The organism is Bradyrhizobium sp. KZN70725, assembly GCF_055264925.1.
Window position 1 is genome coordinate 71,403 of the sequence record NZ_JBUYWT010000012.1, and the last position, 24,310, is coordinate 95,712.

27 protein-coding genes and 1 pseudogene are annotated in these 24,310 nt (G+C 61.4%); 18 read left to right on the top strand and 10 right to left on the bottom strand.

Annotated elements, in window-relative coordinates:
* Nucleotides 1-35: 35 nt before the first annotated feature.
* From ACZBJS_RS14040 to ACZBJS_RS14050, 3 genes are all read left to right on the top strand, one after another.
* Nucleotides 36-1,193, top strand: a complete 1,158-nt coding sequence (locus tag ACZBJS_RS14040; RefSeq protein WP_168856379.1) for an HlyD family secretion protein — start codon at nucleotides 36-38, stop codon at nucleotides 1,191-1,193.
* Nucleotides 1,190-2,803, top strand: coding sequence for a DHA2 family efflux MFS transporter permease subunit (locus ACZBJS_RS14045; RefSeq protein WP_057018671.1), 1,614 nt, complete (start codon nucleotides 1,190-1,192; stop codon nucleotides 2,801-2,803). Before ACZBJS_RS14040 ends, ACZBJS_RS14045 begins: the two co-directional genes overlap by 4 nt.
* A gap of 80 nt (nucleotides 2,804-2,883) precedes the next feature.
* Nucleotides 2,884-4,227, top strand: coding sequence for a PQQ-dependent sugar dehydrogenase (locus tag ACZBJS_RS14050; protein WP_463438819.1), 1,344 nt, complete (start codon nucleotides 2,884-2,886; stop codon nucleotides 4,225-4,227).
* A gap of 18 nt (nucleotides 4,228-4,245) precedes the next feature.
* Here the strand turns inward: ACZBJS_RS14050 and ACZBJS_RS14055 are convergent, their stop codons facing one another.
* Nucleotides 4,246-4,503 (bottom strand): hypothetical protein, encoded by a 258-nt coding sequence (locus tag ACZBJS_RS14055; RefSeq protein WP_028340659.1) that lies wholly within the window; start codon nucleotides 4,501-4,503, stop codon nucleotides 4,246-4,248.
* Nucleotides 4,504-4,704: 201 nt separating this feature from the next.
* Here ACZBJS_RS14055 and ACZBJS_RS14060 point away from each other — a divergent pair, with 201 nt between their 5' ends.
* The gene (locus tag ACZBJS_RS14060) at nucleotides 4,705-5,523 is read left to right on the top strand and encodes an aminoglycoside phosphotransferase family protein (protein WP_057018670.1); all 819 of its coding nucleotides are present in this window, start codon (nucleotides 4,705-4,707) and stop codon (nucleotides 5,521-5,523) included.
* A gap of 12 nt (nucleotides 5,524-5,535) precedes the next feature.
* Here ACZBJS_RS14060 and ACZBJS_RS14065 read toward each other — a convergent pair whose 3' ends face one another.
* Complete coding sequence (locus tag ACZBJS_RS14065) at nucleotides 5,536-5,703, bottom strand: hypothetical protein (RefSeq protein ID WP_016847764.1); 168 nt, start codon at nucleotides 5,701-5,703, stop codon at nucleotides 5,536-5,538.
* An 86-nt stretch (nucleotides 5,704-5,789) separates the two neighbouring features.
* Nucleotides 5,790-6,248 carry a winged helix-turn-helix transcriptional regulator gene (locus ACZBJS_RS14070; protein ID WP_082653901.1) on the bottom strand — a complete coding sequence of 153 codons (459 nt, stop codon included), beginning with the start codon at nucleotides 6,246-6,248 and terminating at the stop codon, nucleotides 5,790-5,792.
* A 148-nt stretch (nucleotides 6,249-6,396) separates the two neighbouring features.
* Here ACZBJS_RS14070 and ACZBJS_RS14075 point away from each other — a divergent pair, with 148 nt between their 5' ends.
* Nucleotides 6,397-7,317, top strand: a complete 921-nt coding sequence (locus tag ACZBJS_RS14075; protein WP_463438820.1) for an alpha/beta fold hydrolase — start codon at nucleotides 6,397-6,399, stop codon at nucleotides 7,315-7,317.
* Nucleotides 7,318-7,324: 7 nt separating this feature from the next.
* On the opposite strand, the gene ACZBJS_RS14080 is transcribed toward ACZBJS_RS14075, so the two are convergent.
* Entirely contained in the window at nucleotides 7,325-7,879 is a 555-nt protein-coding gene (locus ACZBJS_RS14080; protein ID WP_057018668.1) for an SGNH/GDSL hydrolase family protein, read from the bottom strand.
* Between the two features lie 374 nt (nucleotides 7,880-8,253).
* Between ACZBJS_RS14080 and ACZBJS_RS14085 the strand changes: the two are divergent.
* From ACZBJS_RS14085 to ACZBJS_RS14140, 12 genes and pseudogenes are all read left to right on the top strand, one after another.
* Nucleotides 8,254-9,256 (top strand): annotated as a pseudogene (locus tag ACZBJS_RS14085) (DDE-type integrase/transposase/recombinase); the annotation flags it as partial.
* 225 nt (nucleotides 9,257-9,481) lie between these two features.
* A complete protein-coding gene (locus ACZBJS_RS14090; protein ID WP_463438821.1) occupies nucleotides 9,482-10,738 on the top strand; it encodes a tyrosine-type recombinase/integrase in 1,257 nt (418 codons plus the stop codon).
* Nucleotides 10,735-11,124, top strand: a complete 390-nt coding sequence (locus ACZBJS_RS14095) for a hypothetical protein (protein WP_463438822.1) — start codon at nucleotides 10,735-10,737, stop codon at nucleotides 11,122-11,124. Before ACZBJS_RS14090 ends, ACZBJS_RS14095 begins: the two co-directional genes overlap by 4 nt.
* Before the next feature lie 90 nt (nucleotides 11,125-11,214).
* Nucleotides 11,215-11,418, top strand: coding sequence for a helix-turn-helix transcriptional regulator (locus ACZBJS_RS14100; RefSeq protein ID WP_463438823.1), 204 nt, complete (start codon nucleotides 11,215-11,217; stop codon nucleotides 11,416-11,418).
* A complete protein-coding gene (locus ACZBJS_RS14105) occupies nucleotides 11,419-11,670 on the top strand; it encodes a hypothetical protein (RefSeq protein ID WP_463438824.1) in 252 nt (83 codons plus the stop codon).
* Nucleotides 11,671-11,860: 190 nt separating this feature from the next.
* Complete coding sequence (locus ACZBJS_RS14110; RefSeq protein ID WP_463438825.1) at nucleotides 11,861-12,382, top strand: hypothetical protein; 522 nt, start codon at nucleotides 11,861-11,863, stop codon at nucleotides 12,380-12,382.
* 1,250 nt (nucleotides 12,383-13,632) lie between these two features.
* A complete protein-coding gene (locus ACZBJS_RS14115; protein ID WP_463438826.1) occupies nucleotides 13,633-14,265 on the top strand; it encodes a hypothetical protein in 633 nt (210 codons plus the stop codon).
* Nucleotides 14,255-15,619 (top strand): DNA-packaging protein, encoded by a 1,365-nt coding sequence (locus ACZBJS_RS14120; RefSeq protein ID WP_463438827.1) that lies wholly within the window; start codon nucleotides 14,255-14,257, stop codon nucleotides 15,617-15,619. Before ACZBJS_RS14115 ends, ACZBJS_RS14120 begins: the two co-directional genes overlap by 11 nt.
* Before the next feature lie 12 nt (nucleotides 15,620-15,631).
* Nucleotides 15,632-16,525 carry a hypothetical protein gene (locus ACZBJS_RS14125; RefSeq protein ID WP_463438828.1) on the top strand — a complete coding sequence of 298 codons (894 nt, stop codon included), beginning with the start codon at nucleotides 15,632-15,634 and terminating at the stop codon, nucleotides 16,523-16,525.
* A 582-nt stretch (nucleotides 16,526-17,107) separates the two neighbouring features.
* On the top strand, nucleotides 17,108-17,794 hold the full coding sequence (locus ACZBJS_RS14130) for a hypothetical protein (RefSeq protein WP_463438829.1): 687 nt from the start codon (nucleotides 17,108-17,110) through the stop codon (nucleotides 17,792-17,794).
* A 1-nt stretch (nucleotide 17,795) separates the two neighbouring features.
* Nucleotides 17,796-18,944, top strand: a complete 1,149-nt coding sequence (locus ACZBJS_RS14135) for a hypothetical protein (protein WP_463438830.1) — start codon at nucleotides 17,796-17,798, stop codon at nucleotides 18,942-18,944.
* 141 nt (nucleotides 18,945-19,085) lie between these two features.
* A complete protein-coding gene (locus tag ACZBJS_RS14140) occupies nucleotides 19,086-19,643 on the top strand; it encodes a pilus assembly protein N-terminal domain-containing protein (RefSeq protein ID WP_304495466.1) in 558 nt (185 codons plus the stop codon).
* A gap of 367 nt (nucleotides 19,644-20,010) precedes the next feature.
* On the opposite strand, the gene ACZBJS_RS14145 is transcribed toward ACZBJS_RS14140, so the two are convergent.
* The 6 genes from ACZBJS_RS14145 to ACZBJS_RS14170 all read right to left on the bottom strand — a co-directional run bounded on the left by ACZBJS_RS14145 (nucleotide 20,011) and on the right by ACZBJS_RS14170 (nucleotide 24,049).
* Nucleotides 20,011-20,400, bottom strand: a complete 390-nt coding sequence (locus ACZBJS_RS14145; protein ID WP_463438831.1) for a hypothetical protein — start codon at nucleotides 20,398-20,400, stop codon at nucleotides 20,011-20,013.
* Nucleotides 20,401-20,819: 419 nt separating this feature from the next.
* Nucleotides 20,820-21,008 carry a hypothetical protein gene (locus ACZBJS_RS14150; protein ID WP_463438832.1) on the bottom strand — a complete coding sequence of 63 codons (189 nt, stop codon included), beginning with the start codon at nucleotides 21,006-21,008 and terminating at the stop codon, nucleotides 20,820-20,822.
* 16 nt (nucleotides 21,009-21,024) lie between these two features.
* The gene (locus tag ACZBJS_RS14155) at nucleotides 21,025-21,216 is read right to left on the bottom strand and encodes a hypothetical protein (protein ID WP_229162894.1); all 192 of its coding nucleotides are present in this window, start codon (nucleotides 21,214-21,216) and stop codon (nucleotides 21,025-21,027) included.
* Between the two features lie 1,018 nt (nucleotides 21,217-22,234).
* The gene (locus ACZBJS_RS14160) at nucleotides 22,235-23,236 is read right to left on the bottom strand and encodes a hypothetical protein (protein ID WP_463438833.1); all 1,002 of its coding nucleotides are present in this window, start codon (nucleotides 23,234-23,236) and stop codon (nucleotides 22,235-22,237) included.
* Entirely contained in the window at nucleotides 23,233-23,751 is a 519-nt protein-coding gene (locus ACZBJS_RS14165) for a DUF6932 family protein (RefSeq protein ID WP_463438834.1), read from the bottom strand. Before ACZBJS_RS14165 ends, ACZBJS_RS14160 begins: the two co-directional genes overlap by 4 nt.
* A gap of 103 nt (nucleotides 23,752-23,854) precedes the next feature.
* Nucleotides 23,855-24,049: a hypothetical protein gene (locus ACZBJS_RS14170; RefSeq protein ID WP_463438835.1), complete on the bottom strand. Its 195-nt coding sequence runs from the start codon at nucleotides 24,047-24,049 to the stop codon at nucleotides 23,855-23,857.
* 86 nt (nucleotides 24,050-24,135) lie between these two features.
* Between ACZBJS_RS14170 and ACZBJS_RS14175 the strand changes: the two genes are divergently transcribed.
* Nucleotides 24,136-24,309, top strand: a complete 174-nt coding sequence (locus tag ACZBJS_RS14175) for a hypothetical protein (protein WP_463438836.1) — start codon at nucleotides 24,136-24,138, stop codon at nucleotides 24,307-24,309.
* Nucleotide 24,310 lies beyond the last annotated feature (1 nt).

The following is a 24,310-nucleotide window of genomic DNA, read 5'->3' on the forward strand; positions in this document are numbered from 1 at the left end:
GCTTGATCGCTCCATTCGTGGCTTGAGGTGCTGCCTTGGATGCCCAAACCAGAGAGCGCGGGCCGTCCGGGGAGAAGCCGCGGCAGCCCGAGCGCAACCCCGAGCAAGGATCGCGACCCGACCGCGGATCCGCGCCACAGCAGGAAACCGAGCGCAAGCCATCGATGCGCGACCGGCTGCGCGAGCACTGGCTGCTTGCCACAGTCGGCGCCTGTCTGCTCCTGCTCGCGATCATGGGTGGCGTGAGCTATTGGCTCAACGTGCGTCACTATGAATCGACCGATGACGCGTTCGTGGCCGCACGCAGCTTTGCCGTGGCAGCAAAGGTCGGCGGCTATGTCGTCGAGGTCCCCGTCACCGACAACCAGCACGTCAATGCCGGCGATCTCCTCGCGAGGATCGACGAGCGCGACTACAAGATATCAGTCGATCAGGCCAGCGCACAGGTCGCGGTCGCAGAGGCCAATATCGCCAATGTCGAGGCCCAGATCGACAGCCAGCAGGAGCAGATCAAGGAAGCCAAGGCGCAGCAGCAACAGGCCGAGGCGCAATTGAAGTTCGCGCGGGAGGAGGCGGAGCGCGCCCAGAACCTCGTCGAAAAGGGCGCGGGCACGGTGCAGCGGCAGCAGCAGACCCGCTCGGATCTCGACGCCCAGCAGGCCAATGCCAGCCGCGCCAGAACGGCAGTGACTGCCGCTGAGCTCGGCGTCAAGACGCTCGAGGCTCAGCTCAAGAGCAGCAAGGCATCGCTGGAGCAGGCGCAGGCCCAGCTCGATCAGGCCAAATTGAACCTGCAATATACCCGCATCGTCGCGGCGCAATCCGGACGCGTCGTCAAGCTGAGCGGCGCGGTCGGCACCTATGTGGCGCCGGCCCAGAGCGTCATGATGTTCGTTCCTGACGAGGTCTGGATCACCGCCAACTACAAGGAAACGCAGCTGACGGACATGCGGCCGGGCCAGCCGGTCGAGATCAGGATCGATGCGTATCCGGGGCGCAAGCTCACTGGCCGCGTGGCTTCGGTTCAGCCGGGCTCGGGCACTGCGTTCAGCCTGCTGCCGGCGGAGAACGCGACCGGCAATTTCGTCAAGGTCGTGCAGCGCGTTCCCGTGAAGATCGTGATCGACAATTGGCCGAATGACGTTCCGATCGGGCCGGGCATGTCGGTCGTGCCCTGGACCAGGGTGCGATGAGCGACGTTGCGGCAGGCGGCGGCGCGGCCTGGTCGCCGGAGCGTTCGGCTGCCGGCGGACATAATCCTTATCTGATTGCCTTCGTCGTCTCGATCGCGACATTCATGGAGGTGCTGGACACCACGATCGCGAACGTGGCCTTGCGCCATATCGCGGGCGGCCTGGCCGTCGGCATCGACGAGAGCACCTATGTGATCACCAGCTATCTGGTCGCCAACGCGATCGTGCTGTCGATCTCGGGCTGGCTCTCGACCGTGATCGGCCGCAAGCGCTTCTACATGATCTGCGTCGGCACCTTCGCGTTCGCGTCCCTGCTGTGCGGGCTTGCCTGGAGCCTAGAGGCGCTGGTTCTGTTCCGGATCATCCAGGGCCTTGGCGGCGGCGGGATGGCGACGAGCGAGCAGGCGATCCTCGCCGACTCCTTTCCGCCGGCCAAGCGTGGCCAGGCGTTCGCGATCTACGGCGTCGCGGTGGTGGTTGCTCCCGTGGTCGGGCCAACGCTCGGCGGCTGGATCACCGATACCTATAGCTGGCACTGGATCTTTCTGATCAACGTGCCGATGGGCTTGCTCTCGCTGTTCCTGGTCGGGACGCTGGTCAAGGAGCCGTTCGGCGCCGAGCAGGAGCGCAAGGAGCTCCTCAAGGACGGCCTGCGCGTCGACTACATCGGCTTCGTACTGGTCGCGATCGGGCTCGGTTCGCTCGAATTCGTGCTCGACGAAGGCCAGCGCAAGGACTGGTTCGGGTCCAACATGATCGTCGGCTTCGCGCTGGCCTCTGCGATTTGCCTGATCGCGCTGATCCCCTGGGAGCTGACGCGCAAGGACCCGATCGTCGATCTCCGCCTGCTGGGACGTCGCCAGTTCGGATCGTGCTTCCTGGTGATGCTGTGCACCGGCGCGGTGCTGATCTCGTCGACGCAGCTCCTGCCGCAGCTGTTGCAGACCGAGCTGAACTATACTGCGCTGCTTGCCGGGCTCGCACTGTCGCCCGGCGGCGTCGTCACGCTGATCTTGATGCCGGTGGTCGGCCATCTGGTCAGCCGCGTCCAGCCGAAATATCTGATCGCGATCGGCGGCTGCATCGTCGCATTCTCGATGTGGCACCTGACGGGACTGAACGGCGACATCACCTATGGCTATGCTGCGCTCTCACGCATCTTTCTCTCCGCCGGGCTTCCGTTCCTGTTTCTCCCCGTCACGACGGCCTCATATGACGGCGTGCCGCCGGACAAGACCAACCAAGCCTCGGCGCTGATCAACGTCGCGCGCAACATCGGCGGGTCGATGGGCGTCGCACTCGCGCAGACCGCGCTGGCGCAACGCCAGCAATTCCACCAGAGCCGGCTGGTCGAACATGCCGCGCCGTCCGACATCGGGTATCAGCAGACCATCGACACGATGACGCGCTTCTTTGAGGCACAGGGGTCGAACGCATCGGACGCCGCGTCCCAGGCGGTCGCCTGGGTCGGCCAGACCTTGCAGCGGCAGGTCGACCTGCTCGCCTATATCGACGTGTTCTGGATGCTCTCGATCATCGGCCTCGTGATGATCCCGCTGGCGCTGATCATCAAACCGGTCGATCTGACGGCGCCACCCAAGGGACATTAGAGCAGACGACATTGTGAACGCGGGAGCGGCCGAACCACGCTATGAACGGCGTGGCCGAAGGGAAATCGCGCGAGGAGCATATGCCCAGGACGAGTCTTGTCGGTGCGGGTCTGTCGGTCGTCTTCCTCGCGGCGATCAGCATCACGCGGTCGGGCGCCGAGCCCGTGCTGAAAGGCGCGGAAGCCTTCGGCGACTGGCAACGCGACAAGCCGGGCACGGTGCGCCTGATCACGCCGCAGGACTTGCCCAAGCCCGGGGCAACGGCGTCGAGCAGCAAGTTTCCGCGCGTCATGCCGAGACCTGCATCGGCCACGCCGCAGGTGCCGGCAGGGTTCAAGGTCGAACTGTTTGCGAGCGGGCTCAGCGGCCCGCGGATCATCCGGACCGCGCCCAATGGCGATATCTACGTGGTGGAAACCGGCTCCGGCCGCATTCGTATCCTGCGCAGCGCCGAGGGCGCCACCAGGCCTGCGACCAATGAAGTCTACGCAACCGGCCTGAACCAGCCGTTCGGCATCGCGTTCTTTCCGAGCGGTGACAATCCGCAATGGCTCTATGTCGCCAACACCGACAGCGTCGTGCGCTTTGCCTACCGCAACGGCGATCTCAAGACGTCGGGAAAGCCCGAGACGATCGTCGCCCGGCTGCCGCCCGGCTACGGCCATTCCACGCGTGATATCGTGTTCACGCCGGACGACAAGCGGATGCTGGTGTCGGTCGGCTCCGCCGGCAACGCAGGCGAGGGGCTGGGTCGCCCGCCGAAGGGCATCGAGGCCTGGAGCCGCGACCATGCGCTCGGCGCGGCCTGGGGCGACGAGACCGATCGCGCCGCCGTGCTCGCCTTCGATCCTGATGGCAAGAACCAGAAGCTGTTTGCCACCGGGATCCGCAATTGCGTCGGGCTTGCGATCCAGCCGGGAAGCGGCACGCCGTGGTGCTCGACCAACGAGTGCGACGGCCGCGGCGACAACCTCGTGCCCGACTATGTGACGCGGGTCCGCGAAGGCGCGTTCTACGGCTGGCCCTGGTACTACATCGGCGGCAACGAAGACCCCGCGCATGCCGGCGCGCGGCCCGACCTGAAGGACAAGGTGACGGTCCCTGACGTGCTATTGCAGGCCCACTCGGCGTCGCTTGGCCTGACCTTCTACACCGGCAGCAGTTTTCCGCCGGAATATCGCGGCGATGCTTTTGCTGCCGAACACGGCTCGTGGAATCGGTCGAAGCGCACCGGCTACAAGGTCATCCGCATCAGGCTGAAGGACGGCGTGCCGACCGGCGAGTACGAGGATTTCGTCACCGGCTTCGTCATCGGCGACAATGAGGTCTGGGGCCGTCCGGTCGGTGTGACGGTCGCGCGCGACGGCGCACTGCTGGTCTCCGAAGACGGCAACGGCACGATCTGGCGCGTCAGCCGCGACTAGCGCTGCAGGCGGCGCGCGCTAGCCTAGCCCGTCCTTGAGGCCATACTCCTCGTAGATGGTCAGGGGATCGGTGTCGGGAAACAACCGGCACTTGGCCTGCGCAAGATGCAGCGTGACGGCGCCGGCCTCACATCTGGCGGTCAGGATTTTTCGGACATCCTCCATATGCGCGCGCGGCTGATGCTTTGACGGCAATTGTTCGAGCGCCACCAGCGCTGTGGCCAGGGCCTCCGTGACCACCCATTCGTCGTGTCCGGTAATTCCCTTTCGCGGCATCGCCACAACCTCCGTAGCACCGGCTGCGACATTGTAGCGCGAGATGGGTGGGGGCTGTCATCAGCCAACATGGCCAGGGCAGCGGGGAACCGGTTCGCGTGGCCCTGCCACGATGCGCCGCAGGGAACCGGCGTGGCAGCGCGCGGAAGCAATGATTAGAACCACGAGGCTCGCTTCTTCGTCTCGGGTCAGTCCACCCAAATGTTCGCTCCCTATCTCTTGGCCTGGAGTCTTGTCCCCGACGGCGCCCCGATCGTGACGCATGCCGCACGGTTGCTGCCGGTGCGCCGGCATGGGGAGCCGGCCATGCTCAAGCTCTCGCACGAGCCGGACGAGCGCCTCGGTGCCATCGTGATGGAGTGGTGGGACGGCGAAGGTGCGGCGCGGGTTCTTGCCCGTGACGGCGACGCCCTTCTGCTCGAGAGGGCGACGGGATCGGCTTCGCTCAGCGAAATGGCGCGAACCGGCCGGGACGACGAGGCCTGCAGGATTCTCTGCGCAACGGCTGATCGGCTTCACGCCGAGCGAGCGAAGCCGCGGCCGGATCTGACGCCGCTGACGCACTGGTTTCGTGAGTTGTGGCCCGCGGCGAGGGCGCATGGCGGCATTCTGAACCGATCGGCGGAAGTTGCCGAAGCTCTGCTGGGCAGTCAGCGCGAGATCGTGGTCCTGCATGGCGACCTGCACCATGACAACGTGCTCGACTTCGGCGCGCGCGGCTGGCTTGCGATCGATCCGAAGCATCTCGTCGGCGAGCGCGGCTTCGACTTCGCCAACATCTTCACCAATCCGGATCTTGCGGATCCGACACGGCCGGTCGCGACCGAACCCGGACGCTTTGCGCGGCGGCTCGACATCGTCGTTGAAGCCGCGCGGCTGGATCGCCGGCGCCTGCTGTCATGGATCGTAGCCTGGACCGGCTTGTCGGCCGCATGGTTTCTGGGGGATGACGATCCGCTCGCCGAAATCGACCTTACGATTGCACAGTTCGCCGCCAATGAACTCGACCGGATGGCGTAGGGCGCGCAGCGACTACGCCGCCGCGGCGCTGGCTCCACTCAGCGACACGCTCAAAATCCGCCACTTCGAGATATCGAAGAAATAGGCGGCCTTGATGCGCGCGGAAGCGGGGTCCGGCGCCTGAATCGCGGTGTGGAATTGCCGCGTCCCATCGCTCAGCGAAATCCGGAATGTCTGCATTGGTCGAACCTCCACGCGCGGATGCTGCGGCACGGAGAGTTAACATCCGGTTGCCGTTGACGGCGCGCGCGACACGCTTGCTTCACTCACTCAGGTGAAGCCGGCGGAAGCCGCACCATCGTGTCCTCCGCGCCAACGACGCGTCCATCTTGCGCGCGCAATTCGAGCCGTCGCACCGGCAGCCCGTTCTTGCGGTCGACCAGCAGCACATGCGCCTCATCGGGCTCAAAGAAGAAATCCTCACCCCACTGCCGGAGCGCGACAAGAAGAGGGAAGAGCCCGCGTCCCTTTTCGGTCAGCACATATTCCTGGTAGGGGCTGCCGTCGCTTGCGGGCATCGTCTCCATGATGCCGTGCGCCAGAAGATTGCGGAGCCGGGCCGAGAGAATGTTCTTGGCAAGCCCGAGGCTCTTCTGAAACTCGCCGAAGCGGCGCAGCCCGTCGAACGCATCGCGGACAATCAGCAGCGACCACCAGTCGCCGATCGCATCCAGCGGCCGGGCGACGCCGCACATCGAGTCCCTGTGGCTCACTCGCTTGGCCATCGTGATCCTCAACACTCATTCCCTGGGGATGATCGGCGCTCAGAGCGCGGCCGGAAAACCACCCGATCGTGGGTTCGATATATTGGTTGCAAAGTAAAACCTCAAGCGATACACGATGGTTGCAAATTAAAACCTCCTGAGGTGCGCCATGATCCAAGCCGACGCCGCGTTCGACGGCACTTTTCCTTTCGCACCGCATTTCAGCGCGGCGCCGGGCTTTCAGATGCATTATGTCGACGAAGGTCCGCGGGACGGCGAGGTGGTGCTTTGCCTGCACGGCGAACCAAGCTGGGGCTATCTGTTCCGCCACCTCGTGCCGAGCCTCAGTGCGACGCACCGGGTGGTCGTTCCGGATCACATGGGTTTTGGCAAGAGCGCGACGCCGGCGCATCGCAGCTATTGGCTGCAGGACCATGTCGACAATCTCGAAGCGCTGGTCCGCGCGCTCGATCTCACCGACATCACGCTGGTCATGCATGATTTCGGCGGCCCGGTCGGCATGGGGCTGGCGGCCCGGCATCCGGGCCGGATTCGTCGCATCGTCTCCGCCAACGGGCCAACGCCGTTCGGGCAGAGCGATCTGTTCGATCGCGTCGCCGCCAACGCGCAGGTCTCGCCGTGGTTTCAATGGATCGCAAAGGCCGAGGCGAGCGGCGACCTTGAGCCGGTTCTCGGACAGCTCGGCTTCAACATTTTGAGCACGCTGAAGCTCAACGGATTCGAGAACAACGCCGTCATCACGGACGCCTGGCTCGCCGCCTACGGCGCGCATTTCGCCCGTCCGGCGGACTGCCTCGGTGCGATCGGCTGGGCCAAGGGTTTTGCGATCGGCGCGCATCAATTCCAGGCGCCCGATCCCGCCGCCGACCGCTTGATCCGCAGCAAGCCTGCGCTCGCGATCTGGGGCGAGGCGGATCGCACGCTGCGCGCAGAGCATTTCCTGCCGCTGTTCTCCGCAATCTTCCCGGCGGCACCCGTCCGGCGCCTTGCCGGTGTCGGGCATTACTGCTTCGAGGATGCGCCTGAGGAAATTGCCGGCCTGATTGCGGAGTTCATCCGGCAAACCTGACTGCGCGTCACATCGTGCATTCCGCCGAGATCGCCGCCTCAAGTGCCGGCACCCAGGCCTTGTAGGCGGCGGCGGTGAAGTGAATGCCGTCGGCCATCTTCGCGCCCGGCGGCAGATGCGGGTCGATAAACCGAACACCACGCGCAACTGCGGCGGCTTCGATCGCCCGGTTGGTCGATTCGTCAGCTGCGACGGCGATGGCCACCAATGGCCGCGTCGAGAGCGACTTGACGGTCTCGATGAGGTCGGTGAAGTCGCGTTGCGCCGTTGGCGATCCGGCGTCGTTGGCGCCGACCGCGAGCACGAGCAAGAACGCGCCCTGGTCCTGCAGCACGCGCCGGGCGAGTTGCTTTGCCTCCGCGATGGTCTGACCGCCAACGCCGGCATTGACGACCGGACGTCCGCAGAGCTGCCGGGGCAGCGGAGCCATTTCGGTGATGCTATCGCCAAGCACGACGATCGGCGCCGGCGCGTCGGCGAGCGCAGCGCGTATCATGAATTCGCGCACCGCGGCATGATCGTGAAAGGCGTGCTGAGACACTTCGCCGAAACGGTTGCGCATCCTCTGCAGCTCCGCAAAGGAAGCGACAAAACCAATCAGAAAAGTAACGGCCAAAACCCAAGGTAGTGCGCGACGCATTGCTCCTCAGAGCTATCATCACGGCTCCAGCCCGAGCAATATTCGGAAACAACCGCACAACGCCGAAGCGATCACTTTCTGCGGATCACGTCCTGCGGGAGGTGGCTGGATACGGCGGCGCACAACCCGTTACCTTCGTTGCGGCCATCTGGTGGTTGGCTATCGCGGCCGCCTTGGTCTCAGCTCCGAGCCCCGGCCGGACAGTCGCCCAATCGATGAGCGGCCCGAGACATAGGTGACATTTCGTACCGGACACATGGGTTACACTTTCCGCTTTTGTTCTGCGGGAGGTGTGGATGCCGTGGAAAGCGAGTTCGGTGATGGAAGAGCGCCTTCGCTTTGTCGCCCGTCTGCTGGACGGGGAGGCCATGACGGACGTCTGCCGGGAGTTCGGCGTGTCCCGCAAGACCGGCTACAAGATTTTCGATCGCTACAGGGAACAGGGCGCGGCGGCGCTATGCGATCGGTCGCGGCGACCGGTGCGCTATGCCAATCAGCTCCCCGAGCCAATCGAGGGCCTGATTGTTCGTCTCAAAGCCGAGAAACCGCACTGGGGTGCGCGCAAGATCCGTGAGCTCTTGGTCCGGCGGCTCGACGGCGATATCCGGGTTCCGGCCAAGAGCACCATCCATGCGGTTCTCGATCGCCATGGCCTGGTCAAGCGCGCAGGCGTGCCGCGCCACCGCGCGCGCGGCACGCCTCTGTCCGCGGGGGCCGGACCCAATGATCTGTGGTGCGCCGACTTCAAGGGCGAATTCAAGCCCGGCAATGGCCGTTATTGCTACCCGCTGACCGTCACCGACCATGCCTCGCGCTTCCTGCTGTTGTGCGAAGCGCTCGATTCCACCCGCGAGGAGCCGGCCATTGCGGCCTTCGAGCGGTTGTTCCGTGAGCGCGGCATGCCGCGCGCCATTCGCTCCGACAATGGCGTGCCGTTTGCCAGTCCCAACGCCTTGTTCAATCTCTCAAAGCTCTCGGTGTGGTGGCTGCGGCTTGGCATTGCCATCGAACGCATCAAGCCCGGCCATCCGCAGCAGAACGGCCGTCACGAGCGCATGCACCTCACGCTCAAGCAGGAGACCACTCCACGATCGCGAGGTGCTCGTCACCGCCTGTGGACGGCTCTGCCTGCACCGCAAGCGCATCAACCTCTCCACCGTGCTGGCTGGACAAAAACTCGGCATCAAGGAGGTCGACGACGGCATTTGGCTCGTCAGCTTCATGCACTATGATTTGGGATACTTCGACCTGGAGCAGAAAACCCTGCAACCCCTCGACAACCCGTTCGGCACGAGGCTGTCACCATGTCTTAGGTACGACCTGTTACCCATGTCTCCGGGCTGGACATCGAAAGCAGTGGCGGAAGGGGTGTCCGTCCCGTTTGAATTCGTCAACATCCGAAGACGTTCAAATATCCTTCTAAAATAGATACTTCCTGCATTTCTACGGTCTGGCAACATCCGAAGATTTCCGGTATGTTCCACGCAGGATTTGTGCGTAGAATTGTCCAGCGAGAGAACCCCAATGGGTCGCGCCTCCAACAAGCTCTCCGTAAACTTCACGAAAAAGAATGACTTAGAGCCGGGCCTCTACGGCGACGGCAATGGCCTCTATCTGCAAGTCAGCAAATCGCAAACCAAGGCCTGGGTGTTCAGATTTATGATTGCGGGTGTAGCCCGCAAGATGGGGCTTGGCGACTACGACAGGGTGACGCTGGCAGAAGCCCGCAAGAAGGCCAGCGCGGCCCACCTGCTGGTAGTTGATGGCATCGACCCCATCGCAGACCGCGACGCCAGGAAGGCCGCCCAGGCGGCCGAGAAGGCCAAGGCGCTCACATTCAAGGAATGCGCTGAGGGGTACATAGCGGCCCATAGATCGGGTTGGAAGAACGCGAAGCACGCTGCCCAGTGGACGTCCACTCTAGAGACCTACGCATATCCGGTCATCGGCAAGCTTCCCGTTCAGATGGTCGAGACGGCGCATATCACGAAGATCCTGCAGCCGATCTGGACCGAGAAGACAGAGACCGCCAATCGCGTGCGAGGTCGAATCGAAAAGGTGCTCGATCGCGCCAAGGTCCTGGAGCTCCGAACAGGAGAAAATCCGGCGAGGTGGCGGGGCCATCTGGACCAGTTACTGCCAGCCAAGTCTCAGGTCGCACCCGTCGAACACCACCCGGCATTGCCCTATGCTGAAATCCCGGAATTCATGGCAAAGCTTCGCGCCAACGAAAGCATCAGCGCCAGGGCTCTCGAGTTCACAATCCTGACGGCAGCGCGCACGGCCGACACGATCGGTGGCAAGCTGGCTGAGATCGATGAGGTGGCGACGCTCTGGACCGTTCCCAAGGAACGAATGAAGGGGAAGAGAGGGGCTCGCAAGCGAGATCACGTCGTTCCGCTCTCAAAACAAGCCATGGCCGTTTTGGAGGCCACGCCACGCGAAGGCGAATTCTTGTTTCCGGGCGGCGAGAAGGGCGCCGGGCTCTCCAACGCAGCCATGTCCGAGTTGCTGAAGGGCATGGGTTACAAACCCGACTACGCCACCGTTCATGGCTTCAGGTCTTCGTTTCGGGATTGGTGTGGCGATATGACCAGCTATCCAAACGAGATGGCCGAGATCGCGCTTTCGCACACCGTCAGCGACAAGGTCGAGGCGGCCTACAGGCGGTCCAATATGCTTGAGCGGCGTCGGCGACTGATGCAGGACTGGGCAAACTACTGCGCTTCAAAACCGCGGGCTGTCTCAGCAGCCATCGTTCCTCTAAGGGGCGCCAAATGAACGAAGATTTGGTGAGCGCCGCAGTTCTCTCAATTGGCCAGAAGAAAGATGCCAATGGAAAGGCGAAAGCGAAGCAGGGGCTGATCGACCTTCTGCGCTCCGACTATAAGCTGACCCGACAAGACCAACTGGCGTTGGCGGACCTATTGGATGAACGAAAGCGCGGCCGGCCGGCGAAGAATCCCTTCAGCCCGGTTAGCCGCGCCGTGCGGGCAATACGCGCTTATCAGTCAAGCGGCTCCAAGCGGTCGCAGGCCATTGCGAGGTACCGGCTCGATCTTCAGTCGAGGATGGGGCTCAATGAAGGCGAAAAGCACTTTCAGAAATACTGGCTCGAGATCGAACAAGAATTGCGCAGGGCAAAACCGCGCGAAAAAGACACCTGAATTGTTGCTGACGAAACAATGCTCATTCACCGGCATCCTAGCTCGTGTTTCGGGACTTCCTCGAAACATCCGGCAAAGGAACGGTGAGCAATGGCGAAACGGTTTCTGCGTCTTGAAGATGTAAGGGCTGCTAGCGGCCTCAGCAGGTCGGCGATCTACGAGGGAATGGCGGACGGGACTTTCCCGAAGTCCTTCGCTATCGGCCGGCGATCGGTCGCTTGGGCGAGCGACGATATCGAGGCTTGGCAGACTGCTAAGCTGATAGCCGCTGGTAAGATCCAGGAGGCCGCGTAGATGGCATCTCCTAATCAGGCGCGGCTCGTTGCCTCAGTTCGCAAGTCTAGCGGAAGGGAAGAATTCAGGATCACCTTGCGCGACTACAGCGATGGCGACAGGAAGTGCGAAATCGCCGTTTTCGAGCGTCACCGAGACCACGACTGGGAGCGGACACCGCGTCACATCGTCGTCGGCGGCAGCTATCTCCTCGAGCTGATCGAGGGCCTCCTGGAGGCGAGCGCACTCCTGAAGTCATCGGAGGCCGCGTAATCCATATGGCTGAAAATGAAAAGGGCCGCCGAGAGGGCGACCCGATTCCGAATGATGGTGTCTGGCGAGACACTGCGGAATCTAAAGCACCTCTCACCAAACTTCAAGCGTCACGTCTGACGCGGCGTTGTGCGATCAGTCTGGCGATGGCTTCGATCATTGCGCCACTCTTGCATGGAGAGGTGACGCGATGAGCGATTTCGATTGGGACAGCTCCGATGTTGTCCTAGAGCACCAGCCGCGAACAGCGGTCTTTACGAACGCCCGCGGCCAGGTGGTTATTCGGCAAGAGGCGGGGTCCTTAGATCCTGAAGATGTTTGGGTCTACTTCGACGCGGCGAACGCGCTCGGCCTGTGCAAGGCGATCCTGGTGGCAGCGGGGCACGAGGATATCGAGTTCGTCCGCAACTGTGGCGGGCTCTCATACGAGGACGTCGAGATAGCGGAGCGGCCGGTTCGTCGTTCTCCGGCCGAGCAGATCGAGCAAATAAAGGCGAGCCGACCGGACATCAATTGGGCAAGCGTCGAAGCAGAGTTCGACAAGGTCGAGGCGAAGTTCGAAGCCGGACCGAAGGACAAAACCGCGGCCGAGCGGCAACGGCGCAGGCGGGAAAGGCTCCGTGACAGTCACGGCAACGGCGTGACAGCCGAGCGTGACAGGGTTGAGGAAACCCTGGAATTGGCGCTCGCTGGGCGCTCAGGGGAAGGCTAGTCCTTGGGCAAAAGGCGCAACAATCAGATAGACGGGCAGTTCTCTGCCCGGACTATCGAGATGCTGGCTAGCCCAGCATGGCGAGCCCTGAGCTTGTCAGCACATCGCGTGTTCGATCGGATCTGCATCGAGCTCGCTCACCACGGCGGCAACGATAACGGCCGGCTTCCGGTTACCTACGATCAGTTCATGGAATACGGGATCGATCGGCAGGCAATCGCGCCCGCAATCCGCGAACTGGAAGCCTTGGGATTTGTTGAGATCACTCAGCGCGGGAAACCAAGCGCCGGGGAATTTCGGTGGCCCAACTACTTCCGGCTGACATGCGTTAATTGCAAGAGCTCCCCTAATCCCTCACACGAATGGCGAAACGTCCGAACTGCTGAGGTGGCCGTTCAACTCGCCCGATTGGCACGCATGGCGAAAAATAAATCCCCAGGGTGGAAAACCCACACTGTCACAGTAGGGGAAACCCACACTGTAGAGGGCAATTCCCAGGGTGGAGTTTCCACACTACTGTCCCAGTAGGGAAAACCCACACTACCTCTATATCTCGGGGGGATACCCCGCAGGGAGCAGGTACATGAGAAGGCCGGCAGCGGTGGGGTACCAGACCCCTCAGGTAAGTTGGAAGTTCGGCGCTTGAAGTGACCCAAACATGCGTCGCGGGCAGGCAGGTCCGCTGCAGGAGCAAACCCGTGCGCTACCTAGTTTTGGTTCTTTTGCTGTCCGCAATGCCCGCGAATGCGGCGGACCGCAACGTAGTGGTTCAGGGCTATCATTGCGAGACCACCTACCGCGGGACGCGGATCATTCGTGATACTTGCAGGATAAACGCCGTCTTGCGGCGGATGCATCCTCACGATCAGAAAGAATTCAGGCGGCTACTCAAACAGTACGAGCGGGAGCATCGTTAAGCTTGCGCTCGCCGCCTGCAGATCAATCGCGCTAGTGCGGACTTTTTCCTGGGCTCCTTCCGGCCGAACATTCTCCGCCGATTACGCAAGCCGACTGCGCGCCGCGACGCTAGTCAGCACCTGTCGCGTGGCTTGGGGTAAACTAGGCGGATGCTATTTCCGCCCGCACTTCACAAAACTCCTGTGAAACGGACGTCTTCGGATGTCACGTGCACCTAAGCACAGCGCTACGCACAAATAGGCCTTTGAGCGCGACGGCTTATCGCGTATATTCGCTGCATCGGGTTCGCCCGATGTGCCCATGGCCGCGCAAGCGGAGCGGGCTTTCCACGGATGTACTGGAAAGTCACGCTACCCATGGGCGTCACAACGCGCTCCCAACGTTGCCAAGTCTGTCGCCACCCCGAGCGGTGGCGCATTGAGCTATTGAAGGCCGGCGGCGCTTCCCTCGATAGCCTGGCTCAGAAGTTCGATCTCGAGCGCGACAGCATCCACCGGCACTGGCACAACCACGTCTCGGATGAGGCGAAGGCGTCCTACCTCTGCGGTCCGGCTCAACTAGCCGAGCTGGCAGAGAAGGCGGCCACCGAGGGCGACAGCGTCCTGGACCATCTCCGCATGGTCCGCACCGTCCTGTCGGGCCAACTCGCGACCATGAACGAAGCTGGCGACGGCCGCGGCGCTGCACTTGTTGCCGGCCGGCTGGTGTCGGTGCTCGAGGTGATCGCCCGCGTCACGGGCGAACTGGGCTCGATGGCCCAGAGCATCAATATCACGAACAACGTGGCCATTCTGGCTGAGCACCCGGCTTTCCTGCGGATGCAGGCAACCATGCTCAAAGCCCTTGCGCCGTTCCCTGATGCACGCGCGTCGGTGGTGGCCGCACTTCGCGACCTGGACGGACAGGACTCACCAGCGGCCTTGCCAAGCCCGTCTGCGAGTCAGGTAGTCGAACATGCAGCCTAGCCTCGCATCAACCCTGGCGGACGCGCTGGCCGATGGCGGTTGGCGCGCGAAGGCTCGCCCGAACCAACTCCCGCCGGAGGGCGATTGGCTAGGCTGGCTGCTCATGGCAGGCCGCGGTTTCGGCAAGACGTTCACTGGCGGCGGGTGGGTGAACGAACTGGTTGAGACCGGGGCTGCTGGCAGGATTGCTCTGGTGGCACCCACGGCCGCCGACGCCCGCGACACGATGATCGAGGGTGTTTCCGGTTTGCTTAGACTGGCTCCCTCGTGGAATAGGCCAATTTATGAGCCTTCCAAACGTCGATTGACCTGGCCGAACGGCGCCACCGCCACGACGTTTTCCAGTGAGGAAGCCGACCGGCTCCGTGGCCCGGAGCACGATGCGGCGTGGGCGGACGAATTGGCCGCTTGGACGGATGCCCAAGCGTCGTGGGATATGCTGATGTTCGGACTTCGGCTCGGCAAACATCCTCGTTGGCTCGTAACGACCACGCCTAAGCCAATCAAGCTGCTGAAGGAGTTGCTAGCCCGCGAGGGAAGGGACGTCGTAGTCACCCGCGGCTCGACGCTTGATAACGCGGCGAACCTTCCGCCGAGCTTCCTCAAGGCGATCCAGGACAGATACGGCGGCACCCGCTTAGGCCGCCAAGAAATCAACGCTGAGCTTCTTGAGGATGTGCAGGGGGCGTTGTGGCCCCGCGATCTGCTAGAGAAGGCGCGCTTCACTGGCGCCGTTCCCGATCTAAAGCGGGTGGTCGTCGCGATCGATCCATCGGGTACCGCGGGCCAAGATGACGGCGGCGATGCTGTCGGCATTGTCGTTGCTGGCCTCGGTGTTGATGGCTTCGGCTATGTGTTGGCCGATCGCACCATCAAGGCATCGCCTGGCATTTGGGGCGCGCGGGCCGTGGCTGCCTTCCATGAGTTTAAGGCCGACCGCATCATTGGTGAGCGCAATTTTGGCGGCGCGATGATTGAACATGTCGTCCGCACAGTCGATGCGAGCGTGCCTTACCGTGAGGTGACTGCATCGCGCGGCAAGATCCAGCGCGCCGAACCGATCGCGGCCTTGTACGAGCAGCGCAGGGTTCGTCACGCCGGCAATTTCACTGAGATGGAAGACCAGCTCGCTGCGATGACGGGCGAGGGATACCTCGGCGAAGGATCGCCCGATCGGGCTGACGCGCTCGTGTGGGCTTTGACTGAGCTGATGACGAAGCCGCAGCCAGTCGGCGCAGTCATGGGCTCTTGGAGCATGGGCTGTTCAATAAAGCTCGACGGCACCAAGCGAAGCAAATTCGACGGTCAGATCACCGAAGGCCCCTTGGCCGGCGGCTTTGCCGTTTCACGATAGGAGAACAGGCGAATGAGTTCGATTGGCGAGAAGTTCGGCGTCAAAGGTCGCCGCAAGATCTTGCAGGCAAACGGTGGGCCCGCGTCGAGGGCGGAAGGACGGCCGAAATTCTTGCCTTCCCTTCGTACCAACCATGCAATTCGGATGTGGGACCTAAAAGCCAAGCCGGGCTCCACTGTTGAACGCTTGGAAAAGGCCTATCTCGCCGCATTGTCCGCCGTCGACCTTGCGGAAAGCATTGGCCGCCAGCTCGCTGCCGACGCCCGATACACGGAACAGGGCCGCCAGGATCAGCACCGGAATCACGTCCTGCATCAGGGTGTGCCGGTGTTTCACCAAGGACGCCGCACGATCTCGAAGGCCAAGCAGGAGCTGGACGACATGCGCCGACGCCTTCAGCTGCCAAAGGCCGATCCGACCGACGCAGCCGGGGCCATTGCGCGGATGGAGATCAGGACTTGGCTCCGCGGTCTACCGCAGAGCGAGCGCGACAAGATCACGAGAGCGGATGACATTGACCCGCAGATCCGCGCCGCGATCATTGAAGCGCCATCGGCGATGACCGGGGTGGCTGACAGCCACCTGAACCTCCTCAAAGAGAATGTGCTGCGCGCGGTGCACGGCTCACTGATCGACGAAATCGCGGAGTTGTCGGCCGCCATCGATATTGCCGCATCTGCCGTAGAGGCGGGCCGCGATAGCGCGCGCATCGACACTGGAATGTCGGCCGAGCAGTTTGAGGCCGCTGCCCAGCCAATCGAAGCGAGGGAGCAGGTGCCGTGGCTGCGCAAAGGTCGTGTGATCGATCTCGATCGCGGCTTGGCTCGTGAGCCGACCGCAGACGAACTCGCCAGCGGCATCGAGGCGGAAACGCTCGATGAATTCAACCGCCTCAAGGCGGCATAACCACACACAATCCTCGAAAGGGAATCGAAATGACTGCACTTCCTCCGGGAACGAACCATCGAGCCGCAACGGACGCGCTCGCCAATGCTACCGAGGCCAATGTCAAGGCGGGCATCGCGCAGCAAACTGCACCGCGCCCTGCGGGACCGAAAGCCACCATCACCGTCGAACTGCCGGCAAAGAATCTTCGATCGTCTGGCGCGGCCTAATCCCACCGCACCGGCGAAAGCCGGGCTCTGGTGGGATGCCAGAGCCCGGTGCAGCACTAGGAGAAATTTAGCAAATGCCAACCCTCGATAACTGCATCAATTCGATCTTTGAGCCGGGCAACATCGGCTCGAGCAGTGGTCAGCCGCCGACAACTATTCGGGTCGGAACGATCTACACGCCCGGTAACTATGATCCGGATGCCGTCACGTACTCCCACGACTTCGGAAAATTCTACAATAGCTTTGTTCATCACCACAGGGTTCGATAATGAGCGGCGCTGCAACCACGAAGCCATATAAAGACGGAAACGCTGGCTCCTTCAGCGGCCGAGAATGGGACGAGAGCGGGACTGGGACCGGGCCGTTCTCTGCAATGCCGGTGCTGAGCGACGGAGCTGGTGGGACACTTGCAAAGGCGGAGGACGCCCCAGCGGCGTCCGGCGACCCCGGCCTGCTTATCTTGGGCGTAAGGCGCGACACCGCGGCGTCAAGCTCTGGCACGGATGGTGATTATTCAACGTTCAATTTCGATTCAAGCGGGAAGCTTTGGGTTCATGCTGATGCGACCGTAACCGGCGGAATCGGTGGCGATACTGCCAACGATGCGGTCGATAGCGGCAACCCCGTCAAGACGGGATCGAAGGCCATTGCCGGCCAGTCGACCGCGACGCTTGTTTCGGCCGGGGACCGGGTCGAGAACTATGCTGGGCTGGATGGCGTCAAGCTGATGCGTCCGCACTGCGGGCTCGAGGACATCGTCACCGGCAACGCGACGGATACCTCTGGTGGTTCGGTGTCGTGTATCTCGGCGCAGGGCTCCGGCATCCGGACTTACCTAACGTCGGTCGTGCTTTGCAACACGTCAGCCACGGCCATCACGGTCGATATCAAGGACGGCTCGACTGTGAAGGTATCGCTCCCGGTCCCGGCCGGAGGCGGATGCATTTTCAATCCTCCGGTTCCTATCCCAGGCTCCGCCAACACAGCCTGGAATTTCGACGGATCAGCCGCGGCGACGACCGTGACCTGCTCGATGGTTGGCTTCAAGTCAAAGGTCTGACATGGCCCTTCAGTCACTTCCCGGCGCCAGGAATTTGCTCGGCCCGCTTCCTTATGTCGTGCCATCGTCTGGCTTCCAGGCCAACTTCATGACGGGCAATGGGAACGAAACCTACATCATCGGACGGATGCGGACGTCGGACGGCAATTCGCATACGATCGACACCACGGGTTCGTCGGCGATCGGCTGGCGCAATAACGGTGTGGTCTTTGCGAGCGGCACGACGGTTCTCAATGTCGGCCTCGCCGCGGTCGATACGACGAATGGTGGTCCGGGTCGTCCAGTTAATAGCGGGGGCTCGACGACGTTCGATGTCAAATGCGCGCACACGGCGGCGACCACAACCCCACCCAACAATGCCTGGACCACGAGTGTCCCGACGACGGGATCGAAGACGATTGCCGACGGCGATCTCGTCGCGTTCGCAGTGCAGTACTCGGCACTGGGCGGATCGGACTTCTGCCAAGTCTCGTTTGGCCGCGCTGCGAGCAACAACAGCGTGCTCTTTCCGTTTGTCGGCACGTACCAAGGATCATTTTCCGGTGTTCAGGGCAGCGTCCCCGGAATCACCGTCGTATTCAACGACGGTGCGATCGGCTATTTCGATGCCAGCGATGTTGTTTCGGTCTACAATAACCAGAACTGGAACAACACGTCCGGCACCAAAGAGTTCGGCCAGCTCTTTCAGATGCCGTTCCCGATGAAGGTGTGCGGCATGTACGCATACATGTCGGGCAGCGGCGATCTGAATTTCAACCTCTATAGCGATCCGCTCGGGACGCCTGTCGCCCAGGTTGCTCACGCCTACACGAACAAGATTTCAGTGACGACCGGCAACCCGGCGTGGCTCTACGATTATTTTCCAACTCCCTACAACGTGGCCGCGAACCAGCCGATCGGAGCGGTAATCCAACCGAGCACGTCGACTAACGTGCAACTTTATTACAAGACCATCGCCAATGCCGCGCATCGTGCGGCCGATCCCTGGGGCACCAGTGGATACGGCATCAGCAGATCATCCGGCGCGTTCGCAAACACTAACTCGAGCCTCGATCATTACTACGTCGGGCTGCTCGTCAGCGCATTTGACGATGCGGCCGGCGGAGGTGGCGGCGGCGGTTCAGGCAGCGGCTACGTGATCGGATCCTAATGCCCGAGATCTATTTGGCCAGCCCAACAGTCGGCGACCAACCTAACCGATTACCTCGGGCACCCGTGTTTTTACGTTAGTTGTGGCGCTTGCCGATTTGAATCTATGGTTGTATGCTCCCTTTTTTCAAGGGGCATTTTCATGAGATTCATTGTTGTTCTGGCATTGCTGGCGTTTGGTTCAGTCGCCAGCGCACAAGACGCGCGCGAATACGCCAAACCGAACCTCGGCGAGACCAACCTGAGAGAGCCGCCGAAGACGCCAAATTCGTCGGCGGGCAACGCCTCGGATTATCTGCTGATCTCCTCGGATTTCATTGGCGCCGATCGCTACCTCCGCTTCGACATTCCGGTAAGGGAAGTGAAGGTCGATGACCCAACCGTGCTCATGGCATCGGTTGGCCCGACAGACGAATTCACGTTGATCCTGCGGCCGAAGAGCGTCGGTCAAACCAGGGTGCTCGTATTCGGGGCCGCGGGGTCAGAATTCGCGACCCTGAAGCGGCTGATCTATGACGCAAACATCGCCGTTGGTTCTCGGATCGTGACGTATCGGGACAAGGGCGTTAGGGAGGTGATGGACTGCGCGCCGGCCTGCTATCCGTCGCCAACGGATAAGCCGCGGGAGCCGGACCAAATCATTGAGTACAGGAGCGGCGGCGGCAGTGTGGTTGTCGGTGGGGCTACGGCTCCACGATGATGCGCACGGGAGAGCCGAGATCTAATCGGGGTCGGTCTCTTCTTTGTGCCCTCGCCACGGCTTCTGAACGGCCTCACGGGGCCTTTTACTTCTTCTGCGGCTGGCGTAGCTCTTCAATCTTGGCGCCGTGACCGGCCGCCTCGGTTGCGCTCGGGGCCACAGCCTCAGGCTTGCATCGCGTGTTGGGCGGAGTGCCGCATACGCGGCCTATCTCAGTCCACCCGACGCATTTGCCATTCGGACCACGATAACCAGGGCCGCCTCGTTCTCCGCATGCGGCGGCTGCCGGCGTTGCGAGACAAAGCAATATGGCGATCGCGGGGAGGAGCGTATCCGTCATCGTGCGACGTTCAACCCCGCGTCAAAGTTATGTTCGAGGTTTGACGCAAGGATCGACGGCATACGCGCATTGTTCGCCCGCAGTGATGAGGCCGCCTGTCGGTCCTTGGTAGTTGACTGCTGAGACTGCACCGCCGGACATCACGACATTGATCTGGCAAAACCGCCGAGATGCGACGCCGGAATAATTTCCGTAGGACGTCGAGCCGCTGGCAACTACTGTGCCGTCGCCAGAATTATAAGACCAAACCTCAGTCTGGCCTTCGGCGGCTTTATTGGCGGGCGGGCCCATGCAGGTGAGTACCTGCTCTTTGGACATGCCGACCATCTGTACGCGCGCATCTTGGGCAACTTGCGCTCGTTGGATCGCACATCCACACAACATGGCGGCAAGCGCCACCATCCCAATATATTTCATGAAAAAGCCCCCCAGTTGCCCGGTACTACGCGCAACCACCGGTGGAGCGCAATCCCGTAGCCGCCCGGATAGTCGAAAGTAGAATGTCGGGACGCAAGGAGTCCGTCCGGTAACATCGTCTTTTCGGATCGGTAAAAGCGCAGGCCGCCAGCGATACACTGGGCCGGGGACGCTGACTATTTTGAGACAGACGACGTACTCAGCGCGAGTTATCGCGATCGCGTCTGCTGAACATGCTTCGAAACCCTCGCGGCAGCCGCGGAAATTTGTCGTCTGGCTTCGGCCTATTGCACTTCGGGCAGGGCGCGCCAGCGCCGCCGCACCTGCACGCGTGATTTCCGGTCCATGGCTGGTCAGGATGGTTCTCGCAAACCCATCCGGCGTCGTCGCAGAGGATGCATGCCGGCTCAGTCATCGCATCAACTCGAATAGGTCGAGGACATCTGCCAACCACCCTTCGGCATGTGCTGGAGGAGCAGGTGCCTGATGTCCGCGGCGATCTCGTCCCGCTTGAGCGGGCTGCACTCGGCATGGAACGCCTGCATCTTCGCGGCGAACTGCCGGGCGACCTCAAGCGGGATTTCGAGCGGCTTTCGGGTTATCGGCATGCCCCGAAGGTAGGTATCATGAGCCGGATTTGCGAGTCGCCAGCCGCTCCGCCAGAATCTCAGCTTGTTCTCTTGTCAGCTTCTCGGCGAATGCCCCGTTCTTTTCTATCTGGGCTGGTCCTTTGAGCTCGCTGTCGTAGACCATCCAACCATTGCCACCTTGCCGAACGAGGAAGCGGCCTCGCATCGGGCGTCCAATAAATTCCATTTGCAACCACCATCTGCGAATTCCAATCGAGCAATAGACTTACAGGATAGCATCGCCAAGCATTGAACATGTGAATCGGCTCCATCAACTTTAGTCGAGCAGATTCTCGCCGGCCTTGGTCGATTGGGTGCCGTCCTGCTGTTCCCAGTTTGGGAACAAAAGGGTAGTTTGCGGCGTTGGCAGGCTTGCTCCCGGTTGAAGAGTAGAAAAATCGGTCTCAGCGTTCTCCTCCGGGCGCGGGGGCCGTTGCTTTTCTAGGCGGACCCATGACGGAAGAACGCCGAGGCGATTGGTTTCTCATCATCGTAATTCTGAGCGTCGTCGGCGCGGTGCTGGTGCTTGATTTTGTCTTCTAAGCTCTAGTGATTTAATGAGGCCCGAATGGAGCTGGCAGAAGGGATCGTCGCAATCGTCGGAGCGCTCAGTGCGGCCGCCGCGGTTGGGACCGGATATTGGTACATCGTGTCAGAACGGCAGAGGCGATAGGCTCAACTGAGAAAGACCTGGCGGCCCTCGGTCAGACGAGCAGGTCTTTGCCCGGTTGAAGCATTCTCACGAACATCCTGCTCTCGTGGTACTCGAGCCAGCCCTGATCCTTGGCGTACTCCAAGCAAAATCCTGACGAGTTGAAAACTGCGGTGGGGATAATCTCTGGGCTTGACCGACGCCTTGGGTCGAAGCTGGCACTGAAGCGCTAGCCGTCGTGGGATTGAAGGTCGGCGCCGCGAGCGCTGTAATGGCTCGCATGACGGACTATCCCACCAAGATCACGTTCGGCGAAATGCGCGAGACCGGCGCAACGCGGATCATCGTCTTTTGCAAGGACTACAGGTGCTCTCACAATGTCCAGATGGACGCGTCGCGATGGCCTGACGAGGTGCGCATTTCCGACGTCGAGCCGCGGTTCGTCTGCACGGTTTGCGGGAAGCGCGGATCGAACATTCGCTCGGTGGACGTGCCAGTGAGAATGGGGACCGGGTAGGTCTGCCAGCGAGCCGGCCAGCCGTGCCGGAATTCCTTATGGCGGGTTCGCCGGGGTTGTGTCCCCCTGGGGCCTAATTCCAACGAGAGTAAAAAAAGCGCGGGTATCACCCGTTATCGTTTCGTCGATCTCAACTTTCTCAAGAGTCGCAATACACTGCCGACCGAAAAATTCTCGGAGCTTGAACTTAACGTCTCGCGCAAGCTTACCTTCGATGATATCGCGCTGCGCATCCATCAATTCAAACCTATCGCGGAGCAGGCTGGCGCCCAGCAATACAGCTGGTATCGAAATCTCGATGCTCCTTTTTGTCCGATATCTTGCGACATTTCTTTGAAGCGCGGGGATAGTCTCGTTATCGGCGGACCAGCTAAACTTACTACCTGCCATGTCTGTCCAATCGAGCGAGAACCCCGCGTGCGAGCGTGACAGATCATCTAGTACATGCCGCAAATGACCAACTGCGCGTTGACCGAGCTCCCCAGATAGGCGCGAAATTTCTCCCTCTTGATTGGTCGCTCGCAGAAGGGCGAAAAGCGTCTGAAGGGTGCTTGCAGCAATGCTCTCGCCGAACACGTCGAATCGAGGACGGATGAAGATTTCCATGCCGAAAGACGACGGAAAGACATCCGCGAATCTCATCGCCGTGGAATTTATGATGTCGTGAGATAGTGGTCCCCTACGACTTGGTCCAGTCGTTATCGCTTGCGCGATGCTCGAGTAGAGCTTCTGTAGCCGAATGAGAAAAACGCCCAATTCACCGACGCCCGCCGAGTGATCAGCATAAGAATGACCGGATAGCGAAATGGTTAGTCTCTCGCGGGTTCGGTACTTTACCAGTTCAAGTCGCTCTTGCTCTAGCCGCTGCTGTAAATGCGAAAGGCTCGATAGGCTCAACTCCGCCGAGAAGCTATCGGGATGCAGCGCGCGAATATGTTGTGCAGACTTGAGCGCTTCATCAAGCTCCGATAAGCGCCGCGATAGACCGCGCATGCGGGACTCGGCTTCGCTGGGATCTATGCCTTCCCATAGGTTCATGGCGCGGGTACCGCTGGTGGTGTGATCGGCGTCGGACCGGGCAGCGCGACATGCACAATGCCTTTGGGGACGTCGTTCCTGTCGAATCCAAACTCTCCTAGCCAGTACTTGCGCTGCTGCCGCGCGTGGTCGCTCATCGCATGACCCACTGGATAGACCGGACAAAAGTAGGCATCACACATATAAGCCGCTTTTGTAACGGGGCCAGAGACGAGAGCCCTCAATTCGGCCTGCTTGTTGGGTGGCAGGGCATCGACGACGGTGGCATCCAGAAGCATTACCAGATCTACGTCGCCGGGATCGTTCTTACTTGTAGTGAAGCTTCCGTCGATCAATTCAGCGCAGTTTCCGACTATGCTGACGATGTCTTCGCAATGCTTCTTATATCCAGCAAGGATTGTGGCCCTCGTGGATGAATGAGGGAAGCTTGTGACGAATAGGGCCTCAATGTCGTTCTTTGTCAGATGGTGAATTCCGGCGTCCAAATAACCGTGCGAATTAAACTTGGCAGTCAAACGATCCCCCCGAAGTATGACGCTGACTCAACTTAGGTAAAGTAACGCAACCTGGAGGCGTGCGGAAGGTGGGTGCGGGCCGCGATTTGAGATCAAGAGTTCGTCATCTCTTCGACTTTAGGCCTAACTCCACCAGCCGACGGATAGCCTCAGGGCGGCCGGGTAGGTCTTCCTGCTGGCGGCGAAAATCATCAATCTTCTTAGCCATTTCGGGTTGAACGCGGACCAGAACCGGCTCGCCGGTTGCCTCGGCACGCTTCTTTGGTGATTTCGTGATTTCACGACTTGATTTGCTCATGCGCCCATGATATCACGAAATCAAGCCGGGGCAAGGCGGCAACCTCGCTCCCGGCTCTAACCAAGCGAGAAAGGATCTTCTTCGCCATGGCTACCAATCATTCTAACACAAAACCGCTTTCCCAGCTCTTCCGCGACCCCTTCCTGCGTGCCGCGTTCGCTGCGGCTGAGAACGATGGCCTGAACGGCGAACCGGTCGAGACCGACCGTCCGCGCACCCTCGACGGTGGCGCCGCAGAGCGCATCCTCGAGACGGCTTGAC

Coding starts and splice junctions, on each gene's coding strand:
- ACZBJS_RS14045 (WP_057018671.1), top strand. CDS start 1,190: ATGAGCGACGTTGCGGCAGGCGGCGGCGCGGCCTGGTCGCCGGAGCGT.
- ACZBJS_RS14050 (WP_463438819.1), top strand. CDS start 2,884: ATGCCCAGGACGAGTCTTGTCGGTGCGGGTCTGTCGGTCGTCTTCCTC.
- ACZBJS_RS14055 (WP_028340659.1), bottom strand. CDS start 4,503: ATGCCGCGAAAGGGAATTACCGGACACGACGAATGGGTGGTCACGGAG.
- ACZBJS_RS14060 (WP_057018670.1), top strand. CDS start 4,705: ATGTTCGCTCCCTATCTCTTGGCCTGGAGTCTTGTCCCCGACGGCGCC.
- ACZBJS_RS14065 (WP_016847764.1), bottom strand. CDS start 5,703: ATGCAGACATTCCGGATTTCGCTGAGCGATGGGACGCGGCAATTCCAC.
- ACZBJS_RS14070 (WP_082653901.1), bottom strand. CDS start 6,248: ATGGCCAAGCGAGTGAGCCACAGGGACTCGATGTGCGGCGTCGCCCGG.
- ACZBJS_RS14075 (WP_463438820.1), top strand. CDS start 6,397: ATGATCCAAGCCGACGCCGCGTTCGACGGCACTTTTCCTTTCGCACCG.
- ACZBJS_RS14080 (WP_057018668.1), bottom strand. CDS start 7,879: ATGCGCAACCGTTTCGGCGAAGTGTCTCAGCACGCCTTTCACGATCAT.
- ACZBJS_RS14090 (WP_463438821.1), top strand. CDS start 9,482: ATGGGTCGCGCCTCCAACAAGCTCTCCGTAAACTTCACGAAAAAGAAT.
- ACZBJS_RS14095 (WP_463438822.1), top strand. CDS start 10,735: ATGAACGAAGATTTGGTGAGCGCCGCAGTTCTCTCAATTGGCCAGAAG.
- ACZBJS_RS14100 (WP_463438823.1), top strand. CDS start 11,215: ATGGCGAAACGGTTTCTGCGTCTTGAAGATGTAAGGGCTGCTAGCGGC.
- ACZBJS_RS14105 (WP_463438824.1), top strand. CDS start 11,419: ATGGCATCTCCTAATCAGGCGCGGCTCGTTGCCTCAGTTCGCAAGTCT.
- ACZBJS_RS14110 (WP_463438825.1), top strand. CDS start 11,861: ATGAGCGATTTCGATTGGGACAGCTCCGATGTTGTCCTAGAGCACCAG.
- ACZBJS_RS14115 (WP_463438826.1), top strand. CDS start 13,633: ATGTACTGGAAAGTCACGCTACCCATGGGCGTCACAACGCGCTCCCAA.
- ACZBJS_RS14120 (WP_463438827.1), top strand. CDS start 14,255: ATGCAGCCTAGCCTCGCATCAACCCTGGCGGACGCGCTGGCCGATGGC.
- ACZBJS_RS14125 (WP_463438828.1), top strand. CDS start 15,632: ATGAGTTCGATTGGCGAGAAGTTCGGCGTCAAAGGTCGCCGCAAGATC.
- ACZBJS_RS14130 (WP_463438829.1), top strand. CDS start 17,108: ATGCCGGTGCTGAGCGACGGAGCTGGTGGGACACTTGCAAAGGCGGAG.
- ACZBJS_RS14135 (WP_463438830.1), top strand. CDS start 17,796: ATGGCCCTTCAGTCACTTCCCGGCGCCAGGAATTTGCTCGGCCCGCTT.
- ACZBJS_RS14140 (WP_304495466.1), top strand. CDS start 19,086: ATGAGATTCATTGTTGTTCTGGCATTGCTGGCGTTTGGTTCAGTCGCC.
- ACZBJS_RS14145 (WP_463438831.1), bottom strand. CDS start 20,400: ATGAAATATATTGGGATGGTGGCGCTTGCCGCCATGTTGTGTGGATGT.
- ACZBJS_RS14150 (WP_463438832.1), bottom strand. CDS start 21,008: ATGCCGATAACCCGAAAGCCGCTCGAAATCCCGCTTGAGGTCGCCCGG.
- ACZBJS_RS14155 (WP_229162894.1), bottom strand. CDS start 21,216: ATGGAATTTATTGGACGCCCGATGCGAGGCCGCTTCCTCGTTCGGCAA.
- ACZBJS_RS14160 (WP_463438833.1), bottom strand. CDS start 23,236: ATGAACCTATGGGAAGGCATAGATCCCAGCGAAGCCGAGTCCCGCATG.
- ACZBJS_RS14170 (WP_463438835.1), bottom strand. CDS start 24,049: ATGAGCAAATCAAGTCGTGAAATCACGAAATCACCAAAGAAGCGTGCC.
- ACZBJS_RS14175 (WP_463438836.1), top strand. CDS start 24,136: ATGGCTACCAATCATTCTAACACAAAACCGCTTTCCCAGCTCTTCCGC.